Annotated in this window: 17 protein-coding genes; 3 read left to right on the top strand and 14 right to left on the bottom strand. The window is 69.9% G+C overall.

The annotated features are described in order from the left end of the window. Positions 1-15 precede the first annotated feature (15 nt). Entirely contained in the window at positions 16-1455 is a 1440-nt protein-coding gene (murA, locus tag EAD89_RS20420) for a UDP-N-acetylglucosamine 1-carboxyvinyltransferase (RefSeq protein ID WP_121654087.1), read from the bottom strand. Between murA and EAD89_RS20415 the strand changes: the two genes are divergently transcribed. Next, entirely contained in the window at positions 1454-2026 is a 573-nt protein-coding gene (locus EAD89_RS20415; protein ID WP_121676850.1) for a cob(I)yrinic acid a,c-diamide adenosyltransferase, read from the top strand. The genes murA and EAD89_RS20415 overlap by 2 nt on opposite strands. Continuing rightward, positions 2002-2430 (top strand): VOC family protein, encoded by a 429-nt coding sequence (locus EAD89_RS20410; RefSeq protein ID WP_121676849.1) that lies wholly within the window; start codon positions 2002-2004, stop codon positions 2428-2430. Before EAD89_RS20415 ends, EAD89_RS20410 begins: the two co-directional genes overlap by 25 nt. 131 nt (positions 2431-2561) lie before the next feature. Here the strand turns inward: EAD89_RS20410 and EAD89_RS20405 are convergent, their stop codons facing one another. The 13 genes from EAD89_RS20405 to glyA form a co-directional block, all read right to left on the bottom strand. Next, the gene (locus EAD89_RS20405; protein ID WP_121654090.1) at positions 2562-3017 is read right to left on the bottom strand and encodes a DUF2550 domain-containing protein; all 456 of its coding nucleotides are present in this window, start codon (positions 3015-3017) and stop codon (positions 2562-2564) included. A gap of 12 nt (positions 3018-3029) precedes the next feature. Beyond that, on the bottom strand, positions 3030-3311 hold the full coding sequence (locus EAD89_RS20400) for a F0F1 ATP synthase subunit epsilon (protein ID WP_121654091.1): 282 nt from the start codon (positions 3309-3311) through the stop codon (positions 3030-3032). A gap of 89 nt (positions 3312-3400) precedes the next feature. Beyond that, entirely contained in the window at positions 3401-4543 is a 1143-nt protein-coding gene (locus EAD89_RS20395) for an LCP family protein (RefSeq protein ID WP_121676848.1), read from the bottom strand. 221 nt (positions 4544-4764) lie between these two features. Next, positions 4765-6201 carry a F0F1 ATP synthase subunit beta gene (gene atpD, locus EAD89_RS20390; RefSeq protein WP_121654093.1) on the bottom strand — a complete coding sequence of 479 codons (1437 nt, stop codon included), beginning with the start codon at positions 6199-6201 and terminating at the stop codon, positions 4765-4767. Further along, complete coding sequence (locus tag EAD89_RS20385; RefSeq protein WP_121654094.1) at positions 6201-7130, bottom strand: F0F1 ATP synthase subunit gamma; 930 nt, start codon at positions 7128-7130, stop codon at positions 6201-6203. Before EAD89_RS20385 ends, atpD begins: the two co-directional genes overlap by 1 nt. 4 nt (positions 7131-7134) lie before the next feature. Next, positions 7135-8787, bottom strand: a complete 1653-nt coding sequence (atpA, locus tag EAD89_RS20380; protein ID WP_121654095.1) for a F0F1 ATP synthase subunit alpha — start codon at positions 8785-8787, stop codon at positions 7135-7137. A 116-nt stretch (positions 8788-8903) separates the two neighbouring features. Beyond that, on the bottom strand, positions 8904-9725 hold the full coding sequence (locus tag EAD89_RS20375; protein ID WP_121654096.1) for a F0F1 ATP synthase subunit delta: 822 nt from the start codon (positions 9723-9725) through the stop codon (positions 8904-8906). Further along, entirely contained in the window at positions 9725-10264 is a 540-nt protein-coding gene (locus EAD89_RS20370) for a F0F1 ATP synthase subunit B (protein ID WP_121654097.1), read from the bottom strand. The genes EAD89_RS20375 and EAD89_RS20370 overlap by 1 nt, the downstream gene beginning before the upstream one ends. A gap of 26 nt (positions 10265-10290) precedes the next feature. Further along, positions 10291-10524, bottom strand: coding sequence for an ATP synthase F0 subunit C (locus EAD89_RS20365; RefSeq protein ID WP_030488047.1), 234 nt, complete (start codon positions 10522-10524; stop codon positions 10291-10293). Positions 10525-10590: 66 nt separating this feature from the next. Next, positions 10591-11388, bottom strand: a complete 798-nt coding sequence (gene atpB, locus EAD89_RS20360; RefSeq protein ID WP_121676847.1) for a F0F1 ATP synthase subunit A — start codon at positions 11386-11388, stop codon at positions 10591-10593. 11 nt (positions 11389-11399) lie between these two features. Then, the gene (locus EAD89_RS20355) at positions 11400-11636 is read right to left on the bottom strand and encodes an AtpZ/AtpI family protein (protein ID WP_121654120.1); all 237 of its coding nucleotides are present in this window, start codon (positions 11634-11636) and stop codon (positions 11400-11402) included. Positions 11637-11817: 181 nt separating this feature from the next. Further along, complete coding sequence (locus EAD89_RS20350; RefSeq protein WP_121654099.1) at positions 11818-12237, bottom strand: hypothetical protein; 420 nt, start codon at positions 12235-12237, stop codon at positions 11818-11820. Beyond that, positions 12230-13519: a serine hydroxymethyltransferase gene (gene glyA, locus EAD89_RS20345; protein ID WP_199733568.1), complete on the bottom strand. Its 1290-nt coding sequence runs from the start codon at positions 13517-13519 to the stop codon at positions 12230-12232. Before glyA ends, EAD89_RS20350 begins: the two co-directional genes overlap by 8 nt. Positions 13520-13554: 35 nt before the next feature. Here glyA and EAD89_RS20340 point away from each other — a divergent pair, with 35 nt between their 5' ends. After that, the gene (locus tag EAD89_RS20340) at positions 13555-15042 is read left to right on the top strand and encodes an SDR family oxidoreductase (RefSeq protein ID WP_121676845.1); all 1488 of its coding nucleotides are present in this window, start codon (positions 13555-13557) and stop codon (positions 15040-15042) included. Position 15043: the final 1 nt, after the last annotated feature.

Raw genomic sequence — 15043 nt, 5'->3', positions numbered from 1 at the left:
GCTAAGGGAGTGCCGTCAGATCTCCAGCGCCGGCTCCTCCGGCGTCGTGCCGCGCTCGACGGCGACCCCGAGCGCGCGCAGGTCGGCCACGAAGTCCGGGTAACCCCGGTCGACGTGGTGCACGTGGGAGACCTCGGTGACCCCGTCCGCGCAGAGCCCGGCGATGATCAGCCCGGCCCCGGCGCGGATGTCGGTGGCCCGCACCGGCGCCCCGGAGAGTCGGCTGCGGCCCCGGACGACCGCGTGGTGCCCGTCGGTCTTGATGTCCGCGCCGAGGCGCATCATCTCGTTGGCGAACATGAACCGGCCGTCGAAGATGTTCTCGGTGATCAACGAGGCGCCGTCGCTGACCGCGGCGAGGCCGATCGCCATCGGCAGCAGGTCGGTGGCGAAGCCGGGGTACGGCAGCGTCACCACGTCGACCGCCCGCGGCCGGTCGTCCATCCGCACCCGGAAGCCGTCGCCCCGGGTCTCCACCAGCCCTCCGGCCGCGACCACCTTGTCCAGCGCGACCTCCAGGAAGGCCGGGTCGAGCCCGGTCACCGTCACGTCGCCCCGGGTCATGGCCGCGCCGAACGCCCAGGTGCCGGCGACGATCCGGTCCCCCACCGTGGCGTGCCGCACCGGGCGCAGCCCGGGTACGCCGGTGATCCGCAGGGTGGACGTTCCGGCGCCGGTGATCCGCGCGCCCATCTGGTTGAGCATGGTGCAGATGTCGACGATCTCCGGCTCCCGAGCGGCGTTGTCGATCGTCGTGGTGCCCTGGGCGAGCACCGCCGCCATCACCAGGTTCTCGGTCGCGCCCACGCTGGGGAAGTCCAGCATGATGTCCGCGCCGCGCAGCCCGTGCGGCGCGGTGGCGATGACGAAGCCGTGTTCACCGGAGATGTCCGCGCCCATCCGGGTCAGCCCGGAGACGTGCATGTCCAGCCCGCGCGAGCCGATGGCGTCGCCGCCCGGGTGCGCCACCCGCACGTACCCCCGGCGGGCCAGCAGGGGGCCGAGCACGCAGATCGACGCGCGCAGCCGGCGGACCAGGTCGTAGTCCGCGTCCGCGCCGGGCTGTTCGGGTACGTCGATGGTCACCGAGCGGGACCGGGCGACCCCGCCCCGCGCGACCATCGGGTCGACCGGGTCGTCCGCGTCGAACCGCACGTCGCAGCCCAGCCGGCGCAGCACCTCCCCCATGATCGCGATGTCGGTGATCCGCGGGACGTTGGTGATCACGCTGCGGCCCGGAGCGAGCAGCGCGGCGGCCATCAACTTCAACGCCGAGTTCTTGGCACCGACCACGTGCACGGTGCCGGCCAGCCGGGCGTCACCGCGTACCCGGATGACGTCGACATCGTTGACCGCCGGATCGCCCGCGTCCCCGGGACCCACCGCCGGCCAGCCGGCGGTGGTGTCCGGCCGTGCCGGGATCGTCAGGTCCGGTATCCGTAGGCTGTGCGTCATGGCCGTCCACCTCACGCGCATCTACACCAAGGCCGGCGACGCCGGCATGACCAGGCTGAGCAACAACGAGCAGGTGCCGAAGACCGATCCACGGATCGCCGCGTACGCGGATGTCGACGAGTGCAACGCGGCGATCGGCGTCGCGATCGCCCTGGGCCAGCTCGACGAGGAACTGCGGGGCGCGCTGGCGTCGATCCAGAACGATCTGTTCGACGTCGGCGCGGACCTGTCCACGCCGGTCGAGCCGGAGCCGAAGTATCCGCCGCTGCGGGTGACCGAGGAGTACGTCGAGCGCCTTGAGGGCTGGTGCGACGAGTACAACGCACGCCTGAGCAAGCTCGACTCCTTCATCCTCCCCGGCGGCACCACGGGCGCGGCGCTGCTGCACGTGGCACGGACCATCGCCCGGCGTGCCGAACGGGCAGCGTGGGCGCTGGTCAGCCACGATCCGGAACGGACCAGCCCGCTCCCGGCAAAGTATCTCAACCGGCTCTCCGATCTGCTCTTTATCCTGTCAAGAACGGCAAATCCGGCGGGAGATGTGCTATGGGTGCCGGGCGGGAAGCGCTGAACGTCGGCGCACTGCACCACGTCGAGGTCTGGGTTCCCGATCTCGCGGCGGCCACGCGTAGCTGGGGCTGGCTCCTGGGCGAGCTGGGCTGGACGCTGCGCCAGGACTGGCCGGCCGGCCGCTCCTGGCGCCTCGGCCCCACCTACATCGTGCTGGAGCAGTCGCCCGCGCTCTCCGGGCCCCGGCACGACCGGCTGGCTCCGGGGCTGAACCACCTGGCGTTCCACGCCGGCCCGCCGGCCGCCGTGGACCGCCTGGTTACGGCCGCACCGGCACATGGCTGGGCACTGCTCTTCCCGGACCAACACCCACACGCCGGCGGCCCCGACACCTACGCCGCCTACCTCACCGACAACCAGGGCTACGAGGCAGAACTGGTCGCCACCACCGGTAACGGCAGTTGACGAAAGCGGCGCCCGAACGACGCACAGCGCCCCGGGCAGGGTTTCCGGGGAGCCCGCCCGGCGGAGGGATCAAGCCTGACCGCCCGGAGCCGGGCGGGCTCCCCGGAAACCCCCAAGAGTGACCAAGGAGGTCAGGCAGCAGGCCAATCCTGGGAGGCCATACGCGGCGAGACCGCCCCCGGAGGGGCGGCCTCGAGCCAGGAGAGGAAACCGGTCACTGTCGACCGCGCCATGGCAATCTCCACCGGTGCGTGGTGACTGGTACAGCGGAGAATCACCCAGTCGGCCGGCATGGAGAGGCGTTCCTGCCCCTCGGGCAACCGGCGGCGCTCCACCGCGAGCCCTTTGCGGGAGAGCACCCGCTTGGGACGAAGCGCGAAGCTGAACATCCGGTACCAGCGCAGCTCGTCACCGGCGAACCGGCCGAAGCCCGGCGACCAGCCGCGGCCGTCGAGCATCGTGGAGACCCGGACGCTGAGCCGGATGATGCCACCGCTACGGGTGACCAGTGCCCGTCGGACGAAGAGGATGAGGAGCGCAGCCAGGATGACGGCGACGCCGATCCCGACTCCCTCGACGATCTCCATCCCCGGTACGGCTCAGTGGCTCTGCGAGGAGACCGGGGTCGCGCTCTCGGCCAGCACGGTGACGCCGTCGGCGCTCACCGAGAGGAAGCCGCCGGCCACGTCGTAGGAGACCTGCTGACCGCCGGCAAGCTTGATGCGGACCTGGCCGGGCTCGGCGAGCTGGCCGAGCAGCGGCGCGTGCCCCGGCAGGACACCGAGTTCACCTTCGGTCGTCCGGGCGACGACCATTTCGGCGTCACCGGACCAGACCTTCTCCTCGACGGCGACGAGCTCGACGTGAAGCTGCTGTGCCACGCTGTCTCCTTGCTGCGGCGGCGGATTGCCGAAAGTCTAGTCCTGACGCTGACCCGCCCCCAAGGCGGGTGGGGAGAGCTGCGCCACGACTACTTGGTCTTGTTCTGGAATTCCGGGTGCTCCAGCAGGAACGGGTCCAGTTGTTCATTGTGCAGGGCGGTGAAGAAGTCCGACACGCCTGGCTTGAACTGCTCGCCCTTGTACTTCTTGCCGTCGAAGACACCGCCACCGGGGAGCTTGATCATTTGGATCGTGTTGGGCCGGATGTTCTTGAGGGCGATGCCGTAGTCGACCACGCTGTTGCCGCGACCGTTGAAGATCAGCGACTGGCCGGCGGCACGAAGCACCTTGTCCAGCTTGATTGGGTTGGACACCACGTCGGCGCTGAACGCCTGCCCGACCATGGCCTTGACGAACTGCTGCTGGTGACGCTGCCGGCCGTAGTCGGCGTCGGGGACACCGTTCTTCGGGTAGCGCTGCCGGACGTAGTCCAGCGCCTGCCACCCGCTGAGGTGTTGGTTGCCCTTCTCGTAGACCGCCTGCGGGCCGACGTAGCCCTCGCCGCGCGTGTTGCCCGGCCGCGGCTTACCGTCCGGCTGCTTGTGCTCGGACTTCACTTCCCGCTCGATGTACATGTCGACGCCGCCCATGGCGTCGACGATCTTCTGGAAGCCGGTGAAGTTGATGATCGCGCCAGCGTCGAACCGCTTGATGCCGGTCACGTTCTGCACGGTGGTGGCCAGCAACTCGAAGCCCCGTGCGGCGTCGGGGTTTCCTCCCGGCACCCGGCTGCCGAACGACATGGCGGCGTTGATCTTCGTGGTCTCGCCGGCGAAGTCGGCCTTCTTGAACGGCGGGATCTGCACGTAGAGGTCCCGTGGCAGCGAGAACAGATAGGCCCGGTCCATCGACGACGGCACGTGCAGCACCATGATCGAGTCGGCCAGTGGCGCCGCCGTCGGCGTACGCGGGTCGATGCCGACCAGCAGGATGTTGAGCGGGCCCTTGATGTCGGTCTTCTTCGCCTGCGCCCCGGCCGCCTGGTCGCCGAACAGGTCGGCCTTGCCGACCGCGCCCTCGTAGCGGGCCATCAGCACCTCGGTGCCGACCAGCACGGCCCCGCTGAGCATGGTCAGCACGGTGCCGAACACCGTGCAGACCCTGGCCCAGCGCGGCACACCACGCCAGATGGACGCCTTACGGCCACTCTTGCCGGCCTGACCCACGAGCATCTCCGTTCGTTACGCCCACGAAGAGGAGACGGGCGCACGCAGCCGAAAGGTTGCCAATTTCAACGCTCGTTCACGTGAGCGCGCGAAACGACCGTAGCTCGGGTGGTGGGGAACCGACGACCGCGAGTAACGGACCGCGGCGATGATAGGACTCGAAGGTGAACAAAAGACTGCCCCGGCATTGCCGGGGCAGTCTTTTGGTTGCGGATCTGAGTGGGCGGTCAGCCCTTCATCAGCTCCTCAGCCTTACGCTCCAGGTCCTCGAGACCGCCGCACATGAAGAACGCCTGCTCGGGGAAGTGGTCGTACTCGCCCTCGCTGATCTTGCGGAACGCCTCGATGGTCTCCTTGATCGGGACCGTCGAGCCCGGCACGCCGGTGAACTGCTCCGCCGCGTAGGTGTTCTGCGACAGGAAGCGCTCGATCCGCCGGGCCCGGGCCACGGTGATCTTGTCTTCCTCGGAGAGCTCCTCGATGCCGAGGATGGCGATGATGTCCTGCAGGTCCTTGTAGCGCTGCAGGATCCGCTTCACCTCGGTGGCGACCTGGAAGTGCTCGGCGCCGACGAACTCCGGGGCGAGGATCCGGGACGAGGACGCCAGCGGGTCCACGGCCGGGTAGATGCCCTTGTCGGAGATCGACCGCTCCAGGTTGGTGGTCGCGTCCAGGTGGGCGAACGTGGTGGCCGGGGCGGGGTCGGTGTAGTCGTCCGCCGGCACGTAGATCGCCTGCATGGAGGTGATGGCCTGGCCCCGGACGGAGGTGATCCGCTCCTGGAGCTCGCCCATCTCGTCGGCCAGGGTCGGCTGGTAACCCACCGCGCTCGGCATCCGGCCGAGCAGGGTGGAGACCTCCGAACCGGCCTGGGTGAAGCGGAAGATGTTGTCGATGAAGAGCAGCACCTCCTGCTTCTTCACGTCGCGGAAGTACTCGGCCATGGTCAGCGCGGAGAGCGCCACCCGCAGCCGGGTGCCCGGCGGCTCGTCCATCTGGCCGTAGACCAGCGCGGTCTTGTCGATGACGCCGGACTCGGTCATCTCGGCGATGAGGTCGTTGCCCTCACGGGTGCGCTCACCCACGCCGGCGAAGACCGAGGTACCACCGAAGTTGCGGGCCACACGGGTGATCATCTCCTGGATGAGCACCGTCTTGCCCACACCCGCGCCGCCGAACAGGCCGATCTTGCCGCCCTTGACGTACGGGGCGAGCAGGTCGATGACCTTGATGCCGGTCTCCAGCATCTCGGTCTTCGGCTCCAGGTCCGCGAAGGCCGGGGCCTTGCGGTGGATACCCCAGTGGTCGTCCGGGGTCAGGGTCTCGCCCTCGGTGAGGTTGAGCACCTCGCCGATCGCGTTGAACACGTGGCCCTTGACCGCGTCGCCCACCGGCACGGTGATCGGCTTGCCGCGGTCACGCACCTCCGCGCCGCGGACCAGGCCGTCCGTCGGCTGCATCGAGATGGCACGGACCAGGTTGTCACCCAGGTGCTGGGCGACCTCCAGGGTCAGCGTCTTCTCACCGCCGGACAGGTTCACGTCAACGTTCAGGGCGTTGAACAGGGCCGGCATGGCGTCGCGCGGGAACTCGGCGTCGACGACCGGGCCGATGACCCGGACCACGCGACCCGTGGCCGTTTTGGTCTCTACTGGTGCAGTCATCACACTTCACTTCCCGACGCGGCCAGCGCGTTGGCGCCGCCGACGATCTCGCTGATCTCCTGGGTGATCCCGGCCTGGCGAGCCGAGTTCATCTCACGCGTGTACTTCTCGATCATTTCCTCGGCGTTGTCGGTGGCGCTCTTCATCGCCCGCCGCCGTGCCGCCGACTCACTCGCCGCCGACTCGATCAACGCCGCGTAGATCCGCGTGTTGATGTACCTCGGCAGGAGCGCGTCGAGCAGCGCCTCCGCCTCCGGCTCGAACTCGTACGCCGGCAGCAGCCCCTCGGAGCGCGGCCGGTCCTCCACCTGCATCGGCCCAACGATCTTGGTGACCGGGTTCTGCGTCATCAGCGAGTGGAACTCGGTGTAGACGATGTGCAACTCGTCGACGCCGAGCACCCCGTCGGCACCGGCACCACCGTCGACGTCGTCCGCACCGGCGGTGAACGCCTTGATCAGCGTCTCACCCACCGTGCGGGCGTCCTCGAACGACGGCTGCTCGCTGAAGCCCGTCCAGTTGGCCTCGATCGGCCGGTTGCGGAACCGGTAGAACCCGACGCCCTTACGCCCGATGACGTAGAGCACCGGCTCCTTGCCGTCCGCCTTGAGCCGCGCGATCAGCGACTCCGCCATCTTGATCGCGTTGGCGCTGTAGCCGCCGGCCAGGCCACGGTCGCTGGTGACCAGCAGGACGCCCGCCCGCCGCACCCGCTCGCGCGGGGTGAGCAGCGGGTGGTCGATCCGCGCGTTGGACGCCAGCGCCGTGAGCACGCCGGTGATGGCCTGGGCGTACGGCAGGGACGCCTGCACCCGGGCCTGGGCCTTGGCGATCCGGCTCGTCGCCACGAGCTCCATCGCCTTGGTGATCTTCTTCATCGACTTCGCCGAGCGGATTCGTTGACGAAGAACGCGTACCTGGGCCGCCATGGGATCAGCTCTCGGCCGGGCGGTCGGTCGCGCCGTCGCGGAAGCGGGTCACCGTCTCGCGGTTCTCCTCGCCCTCCAGCGGCGCGGCCGGCGCGTCGTTGACCTGACGCTCGTCCGCCTTACCGAGGAAGACCTGCTTGAACTCGCTGATCGCGTTGTCCAGGGAACCGACGATGTCGTCGCTCCACTGGTTGTCGGCGATCCCGGCCAGCACACCCGCGTGCTTGTGCCGCAGGTACTGGAGGAACTCCGACTCGAAGCGCCGGACCTCACCCACCGGGATGTCGTCCAGCTTGCCCTCGGTGCCGGCCCAGACCGAGACGACCTCTTCCTGCACCGGGTACGGCGAGTAGTTCGGCTGCTTGAGCAGCTCGACCAGCCGGACACCGCGGTCCAGCTGGGCCCGGGAGGCCTTGTCCAGGTCGGAGGCGAAGGCGGCGAACGCCTCCAGCTCGCGGTACTGGGCCAGGTTGAGGCGCAGCGAACCGGCAACCTTGCGCATCGGCTTCACCTGCGCGGCGCCACCGACCCGGGAGACCGAGGTACCGACGTTGATCGCCGGACGGACGCCCTGGTTGAACAGGTCGGTCTCCAGGAAGATCTGGCCGTCGGTGATCGAGATGACGTTGGTCGGGATGAAGGCCGAGATGTCGTTGGCCTTCGTCTCGATGATCGGCAGACCGGTCATCGAGCCGCCACCCAGCTCGTCGGAGAGCTTCGCGCAGCGCTCCAGCAGACGCGAGTGCAGGTAGAAGACGTCACCCGGGTACGCCTCACGGCCCGGCGGGCGACGCAGCAGCAGCGACACGGCCCGGTACGCCTCGGCCTGCTTGCTCAGGTCGTCGAAGACGATCAGGACGTGCTTGCCGCCGTACATCCAGTGCTGTCCGATGGACGAGCCGGTGTACGGGGCGATGTACTTGAAGCCGGCCGGGTCGGACGCCGGGGAGGCCACGATGGTGGTGTACTCCATCGCGCCCGCCTCCTCCAGCTGCCCCTTGATCGAGGCGATGGTGGAGGCCTTCTGGCCGATGGCGACGTAGATGCAGCGAACCTGCTTCTTCGGGTCGCCGGTGCGCCAGTTGTCCCGCTGGTTGAGGATGGCGTCCAGAGCGACCGTGGTCTTACCGGTCTTCCGGTCACCGATGATCAGCTGCCGCTGGCCCCGACCGATCGGCGTCATCGCGTCGATCGCCTTGATGCCGGTCTGCAGCGGCTCGAACACCGACTGCCGGGACATCACGTTCGGAGCCTGCAGCTCCAGCTCGCGGTAGCCCTCGTCGGCGATGTCGCCGAGGCCGTCGATCGGCTGGCCGAGCGCGTTGACCACGCGGCCGAGGAAGGCGTCGCCGACGGGCACGGAGAGCACCCGGTCGGTGCGCTTGACGCGCTGCCCCTCCTCCAACTTGGCGGAGTCACCGAGAACGACGACACCGATCTCCCGGACGTCGAGGTTCAGCGCCACGCCGAGCGTGCCGTCCTCGAACTCCAGCAGCTCGTTGGTCTTGGTCGAGGGCAGGCCCTCGACGTGGGCGATGCCGTCACCGGTGTCGGCGACGGTGCCGACCTCCTCGCGGGAGACGTCGGTCGAGTAGGAGGAGACGTAGCGCTCCAGGGCGCCGCGGATCTCCTCCGTCGAGATGGTCAGCTCGGCCATCCTCTGCTTCCTTAAAATTCAGGGGCCCGGGATACCTAGTACCGACCGGTCCGAATGGCGTCTGTCATTCCGGGCGCTTCGCGGCGGAGTCGCCGCAACGCGGGCGGCGGAGCCGGTCAGCGCTTCGCGAGCGCGTTGCGGGTCTCGTTGAGGCGGCGCAGGATGGTGCCGTCGTACAGGTCGGAGCCGACCCGCACGCTCACGCCACCCAGGACGTGAGGGTCGACCGTCTGCTTGACGGAGACCTCTCGACCGTATATCCCGGCGAGACTCGCGCCCAGCCGGTGCTCCTCCTCGTCACTCAACGGGGCTGCCACGGTGACGTACGCCACCTGGCGGTCCCGCCGTTCGGCGGCGAGTTCCACCAGCCGGGTGAGCGATCCGGCGAAGGAGCGCCCGCCGAAGCCGGCCAGCGCCACCTCGATGAGGCGGACGGTGGCCAGGCGAGCCTTGCCGGCCAGCAGCTCGCCGACCAGGACCCCCCGCTGGTCCACCGGGGCCGACGAGTTGGAGAGCACCGCGGAGAGCTCGGGCTGGCCGGCGACGACCTGCCCGAAGCGGAACAGCTCGTCCTCGACCTCGCCCAGGTCACCGGCCGCGTCGACGCTGGCCAGCGCGGCCTCGACGCCGAGCCGCTCGACACCGTCGAGCAGCTCCGTCGGCGTCGACCAACGACCGGAGACCAGTGCGGCGACCAGGTCGAGCGCCCCGTCGCCGATCTTGCCGCGCAGCATTCCGCTGAGCAGTTCGGCGCGGTCCGTGCCGGACCGGGCCGGATCCGAGAGCGCCCGACGCAACCGCGGCTCGCGCCGCAGCAACCCGGCGACCGCGAGCAGGTCGTTCGCGGCGTGGGCCACCGTGGCCGGGTCGGTGCCGCGGACGTACGCGTCGAGGCGCTCGGCCGCGATCTTGTACGACTCCCGGCTGGCGGCCTGCATCAGCGGGCCCCCGTGCTCTCGAGACCGCTCAGGAACCGGTCGACGGTGCCCTTGCGCCGCGCCTCGTCGGCCAGCGACTCACCGACGATCTTGCTGGCCAGGTCCACCGCGATGGTGCCGACCTCCGTGCGCAGCTCGCGCACGATGGTGGCCCGCTCGGCGGCGAGCTGGTCCTTGCCGGCCGCGATGATCCGGTCGGACTCCTCCCGCGCCTTGGCGAGGACGTCCTGCCGGATCCCCTCGGCGTCGGCCCGGGCGTCGTCGCGGATCTTCGCGGCGTCGGTGCGGGCCTCGGCGAGCTGGGCACGGTACTGCTCGAGCAGCTGGTTCGCCTCGGCCTGAGCGGCCTCGGCGCGCTTGATGCCGCCCTCGATCGCGTCGACCCGAGCCTGGAACGTCTGCTCCATGCGGGGGAAGACGAACTTCATCAGCACGAAGCAGAGCACGGCGAAGGCGACCGAACCGACCACGATCTCCTGCCAGAGCGGGATGATCGGGTTGTGGGTCGACTCACCACCCTCAGCGGCGAGGAAGTACATGGTTACCTCCCGGTCTAAGGGCGGGATCAGCCGGCCCAGATGAAGCCGAAGGCGATGCCCAGCAGCGCCAGCGCCTCGATGACGGCGAAGCCGATCCAGACGTACGGCAGGGTCATCCGCGACGACTCCGGCTGGCGGGCGGTCGACTGGATGTAGGCGGCGAAGACCAGGCCGACGCCGATGCCCGGGCCGATGGCCGCGAGGCCGTAGCCGATGGCGGCGGTGCTGCCCTCTACCGCGGCGAGAACGCTAGCGTCCATTGGTGTGGTTCCTCCTGGTTATCACGCGTGACTCTCACGCGGGACGACAACGGTTGGTGCGGTGGATCAGTGCTCTTCGGCGAGCGCGCCCTGCACGTAGCTGGCGGTGAGGACGGTGAAGACGTATGCCTGCAGGCAGATCACCAGGAACTCGAGGAAGGTGAGCGCGATGGTCATCACCCAGGAGAGCACCGAGACCGGGGCCAGCCAGGCGTTGGCGCTCAGCATCGCGAAGCCGCCGAGCGTGAAGACCAGCAGGAGCATGTGACCGGCGAACATGTTCGCGAAGAGACGCACCGCGAGCGAGAACGGCCGGACGATGAAGGTCGAGAAGAGCTCGATCGGGATCAGCAGCGGCAGGATGTACCAGGGCGCCGGCGGGATCAGCGAGTTCCTGAAGTACTTGACGAAGCCGTGCTGCTTGATGCCGATGTAGTTGAACAGCAGGTAGCTGATGATCGCGAGGATCGCCGGGAAGGCGATGTGCGAGTTCGGCGAGATCTGAAAGAACGGGATGATCGCGAACGCGTTCGTCAGCAGCACGAAGCAGAACAGCGTCGTGAAGTAAGGGGCGAACCGCACACCCGCGCGGCCGATCATGTCGACGGCGATGTTGTTCCGCACGAAGCCGTAGATCGACTCGGCGAACCACTGCTTCTTGGTCGGCACCAGCTGCGGGTTCCGGTAGCTCGCCAGGAAGAAGATGATCAGAACGCCGACGGCGATCCAAACCATCGCCGTGATCTTGGTGAACCAGTACGAGTTCTCAACACCCCAGGGCAGGATGCTGGGCAGGTAGAAGTCCTCCACCGTGGGTGGGAATCCCGCCTGGCCCGCTGCCAGAACGTTCGCCTGTCCGAACACCGCGTCCCTTCCTAAGTAGGCGTGCCGAGCCGGCGGACGACCAGGATGATCCCCCCGGCCATGCCGAGCACGACGCCGATCCCGGTGGCGACGCCGCCGGTGTCGAGCCACTGGTCAACCAGCCAGCCGATGAAACCCCACACGAGCATGCCTCCGATGAGGTAGCTGAGCGCGGTCCAACCCTGACCGGCGCCGGACGGAAGGTCGTCCGGTTCACCGGCGGGACGGGGGGTTTGGTCACCAGCCATGACGGGGCGAACGATATCAGCCGGGAAGACGAGGCTGTGCCTCACCCCCCGCACAACCGTCGTTGTGTGGGCATCTCGGGGGCCGCGTCGTCTGTGGGCACGCTACTCCCCTTCCGCCCGTGGGAGAATGACCGATGGGCGACAGGTTGTTACGCGTCCGCAGGATGGGATGATCGCCAGGTCAGGCCCGGCGGGCGTGCACCGTGGTCAGCCACCAGATGTGCACCGCCGTCCACACCGCCACCCCGGCGACGATGCCGAGGCAGAGCGGGACCAGACCGGGCCAGCCGGTCGACGCCACCGCCACCATCACCACACCCAGCAGGGTGAACTTCAGCGCGTACAGGCCCAGCCCGAGGGGCAGCAGCAGCTGCGGGTTGATCTTGTCGGCCCAGGCCAGCACCACCGTGGTGAGGGTGTAGCTGAGCACCGTGACGCCGACCCCGGCCGCCGCGCCGAACGCGGCCGTCACGCCACCGGTCGCGCCACCGACCACCGCGGCGACCGCGGCGAGCGCCACCGACGCCACCAGGAGCACCGGCAGGTGTCGCAGCCGCCAGCGCCGGTCGGTGCCGGCGTCGGCGATCGTGGGCTCAGCCACGGGGGTACGCCGGGAACGCGGCGACCAGCTCGGCCACCTCGGCACCGACCCGGGTCAGCTCGTCGGCGCCGCCCGGGGCGCCGGAATCGGCGCGTACCGCCCGCGCGATCAGGGCGGCCACCTGCCGCAGCTCCCCCTCCCGCATGCCCTGTGTGGTGACGCTGGGCGTGCCGACCCGGAGGCCGGAGGCCACCATCGGCGGACGCGGGTCGTACGGGATCGCGTTCTTGTTCAGAGTGATCGACGCGGCGTCGCAGCGTGCCTCGGCCTCGGTGCCGGTCACCTCCAGCTCGCGCAGGTCGATCAGGGCGAGGTGGGTGTCGGTGCCCCCGGACACCGGGCGCATGCCCTCGGCGGCCAGCCCGGCGGCGAGCGCCTGGGCGTTGCTGACCACCTGGCTGGCGTACGTCTGGAATTCGGGCTGGGCGGCCTCGCGCAGCGCGACCGCCTTGGCCGCGACCGCGTGCATCAGCGGACCGCCCTGGGTGAACGGAAAGACCGCCTTGTCGATCCGCTGCGCCAGCGACTCGCGGCAGAGGATCATGCCGCCGCGCGGGCCGCGCAGCACCTTGTGGGTGGTGGCGCAGACGACGTCGGCGTACGGCACCGGGGACGGGATCGCCCGACCGGCCACCAGGCCGATGAAGTGCGCCGCGTCCACCATCAGGTACGCGCCGACCTCGTCGGCGATCTCCCGGAACGCGGCGAAGTCGATCAACCGGGGATACGCGGTGGCGCCGCAGATGATCATCTTGGGCCGGTGTGCCCGGGCCAGATCCCGCACCTCGTCGTAGTCGATCAGCTCGGTGTCCGGACGGACGGTGTACCCCACGGTGGCGAACCACTTGCCGGAGAAGTTCACCCGGCTGCCGTGGGTCAGGTGCCCGCCGTGCGGCAGGTCCATCGCGAGCACCGTGTCCCCCGGCTGCACCAGCGCGGCGTACGCGGCCAGGTTCGCGCTGGCACCGGAGTGCGGCTGGAGGTTGGCGTGCTCGGCGGCGAAGAGCTCCTTCGCCCGCGCGATGCCGATCTCCTCGGCCCGGTCCACCTCGGCGCAGCCGCCGTAGTAGCGCCGGCCCGGGTAGCCCTCGGCGTACTTGTTGGTCAGGGTCGAACCGAGCGCGGCCAGCACCGCCGGCGAGGTCAGGTTCTCGCTCGCGATCAGCTGAAGGCCGCCGCGCAACCGGTCCAGCTCGCCGAGGACCACCCCGGCGATCTCCGGGTCGGTGGCCCTGAGCTGGGCGAAATCCGGCCCCCAGAAGGTGCTCGTCTCGGTGTCCACAGCGAACGAGTCTAGGGGGCCGCACACTGGAAGCCGTGAGATGCCTCGTCACCGGAGCCACCGGATACATCGGCGGGCGGCTGGTGCCATCGCTGCTCAACGAGGGGCACACCGTGCGCTGCCTGGCCCGCAAGGCCGTGCGGCTGCGCGACGTGCCCTGGTCGTCGGCCGCCGAGATCGTCGAGGGCGACCTGAGCCGACCGGAGACGCTGCCCGCCGCGTTCAGCGACGTGGACGTCGCCTACTTCCTGGTGCACTCGCTGGGCCGGCCCGACTTCGAGGCCGCCGACCGGGCGGCGGCGACCAACTTCGCGGCGGCGGCCCGGGCGGCCGGCGTACGCCGGATCGTCTACCTGGGCGGCCCGGAGCCGGCGGCCGACGAGGAGGTCCCCTCCCCGCACCTGCGGTCCCGGGCCGAGGTGGGCCGGATCCTGCTGGCCAGCGGCGTGCCCACGGCGGTGCTCCGGGCCGCGGTGATCATCGGCTCCGGCTCGGCCTCGTTCGAGATGCTGCGCTACCTGACCGAGCGGCTGCCCGTCATGGTCACCCCGCGCTGGGTCCGCAACCGGATCCAGCCGATCGCGGTCCGTGACGTGCTGCGCTACCTGGCCGGCTGCACCGCGCTGCCGCCGGAGGTCAACCGCGGCTTCGACATCGGCGGGCCGGACGTGCTCAGCTTCCGCGACATGATGCAGCGCTACGCCCGGGTGGCCGGCCTGCGCCGGCGGATCATCGTGCCGGTCCGCCCGCTCACCCCGTCGCTCTCCTCGCACTGGGTCGGTCTGGTCACGCCGGTGCCGAACGCCATCGCCCGCCCGCTGGTGGAGAGCCTGGTCCACGAGGCGATCGCGCACGAACACGACATCGCCCGGTACGTGCCCGACCCGCCGGGCGGGCTGACCGGCTTCGACGAGGCGGTGGCGCTGGCGCTGGCCAGGGTGCGCGACGCCCAGGTGGAGACGCGCTGGTCGACCGCGAGTGGCCCGGACGCACCGGCCGAGCCGCTGCCCACCGACCCGGACTGGTCCGGCGGCACCGCCTACACCGACGTACGGGAACGGACGGTGGACGCGCCGCCGGCGAAGCTCTGGCGGGTCGTCGAGGGCGTCGGCGGCGAGCACGGCTGGTACTCTTTTCCGCTCGCCTGGTCGATTCGCGGCTGGATGGACCGGCTGATCGGCGGGGTCGGGCTGCGCCGGGGCCGGCGCGACCCGCACCGCCTCCAGGTCGGTGAGGCCCTGGACTTCTGGCGGGTGGAGGAGATCGTTCCCGGCGAGTTGCTGCGGCTGCGCGCCGAGATGCGACTGCCCGGCCGAGCCTGGCTGGAGATGCGGGTGCTCCCCGCTGACAACGGACGCAGCCGCTACCTGCAACGCGCGGTCTTCCTGCCGCGCGGGCTGGCCGGGCACGCCTACTGGGGGTCGGTGGCCCCGTTCCACGCCGTCGTCTTCGGCGGGATGGCCCGCAACATCGCCCGCGGCGCCGAACAGGCCCCCGACCACCCGGCCGCGCGCACCGCCTGAG

The organism is Micromonospora sp. BL4, from assembly GCF_003667505.1.
Lineage (GTDB): Bacteria > Actinomycetota > Actinomycetes > Mycobacteriales > Micromonosporaceae > Micromonospora.
The sequence above is the reverse complement of the archived record's forward strand: the minus strand, read 5'-3'. Positions and strand labels throughout refer to the sequence as shown.

Coding starts and splice junctions, on each gene's coding strand:
- EAD89_RS20415 (WP_121676850.1), top strand. CDS start 1,454: ATGGCCGTCCACCTCACGCGCATCTACACCAAGGCCGGCGACGCCGGC.
- murA (WP_121654087.1), bottom strand. CDS start 1,455: ATGACGCACAGCCTACGGATACCGGACCTGACGATCCCGGCACGGCCG.
- EAD89_RS20410 (WP_121676849.1), top strand. CDS start 2,002: ATGGGTGCCGGGCGGGAAGCGCTGAACGTCGGCGCACTGCACCACGTC.
- EAD89_RS20405 (WP_121654090.1), bottom strand. CDS start 3,017: ATGGAGATCGTCGAGGGAGTCGGGATCGGCGTCGCCGTCATCCTGGCT.
- EAD89_RS20395 (WP_121676848.1), bottom strand. CDS start 4,543: ATGCTCGTGGGTCAGGCCGGCAAGAGTGGCCGTAAGGCGTCCATCTGG.
- atpD (WP_121654093.1), bottom strand. CDS start 6,201: ATGACTGCACCAGTAGAGACCAAAACGGCCACGGGTCGCGTGGTCCGG.
- EAD89_RS20385 (WP_121654094.1), bottom strand. CDS start 7,130: ATGGCGGCCCAGGTACGCGTTCTTCGTCAACGAATCCGCTCGGCGAAG.
- atpA (WP_121654095.1), bottom strand. CDS start 8,787: ATGGCCGAGCTGACCATCTCGACGGAGGAGATCCGCGGCGCCCTGGAG.
- EAD89_RS20375 (WP_121654096.1), bottom strand. CDS start 9,725: ATGCAGGCCGCCAGCCGGGAGTCGTACAAGATCGCGGCCGAGCGCCTC.
- EAD89_RS20370 (WP_121654097.1), bottom strand. CDS start 10,264: ATGTACTTCCTCGCCGCTGAGGGTGGTGAGTCGACCCACAACCCGATC.
- EAD89_RS20365 (WP_030488047.1), bottom strand. CDS start 10,524: ATGGACGCTAGCGTTCTCGCCGCGGTAGAGGGCAGCACCGCCGCCATC.
- EAD89_RS20355 (WP_121654120.1), bottom strand. CDS start 11,636: ATGGCTGGTGACCAAACCCCCCGTCCCGCCGGTGAACCGGACGACCTT.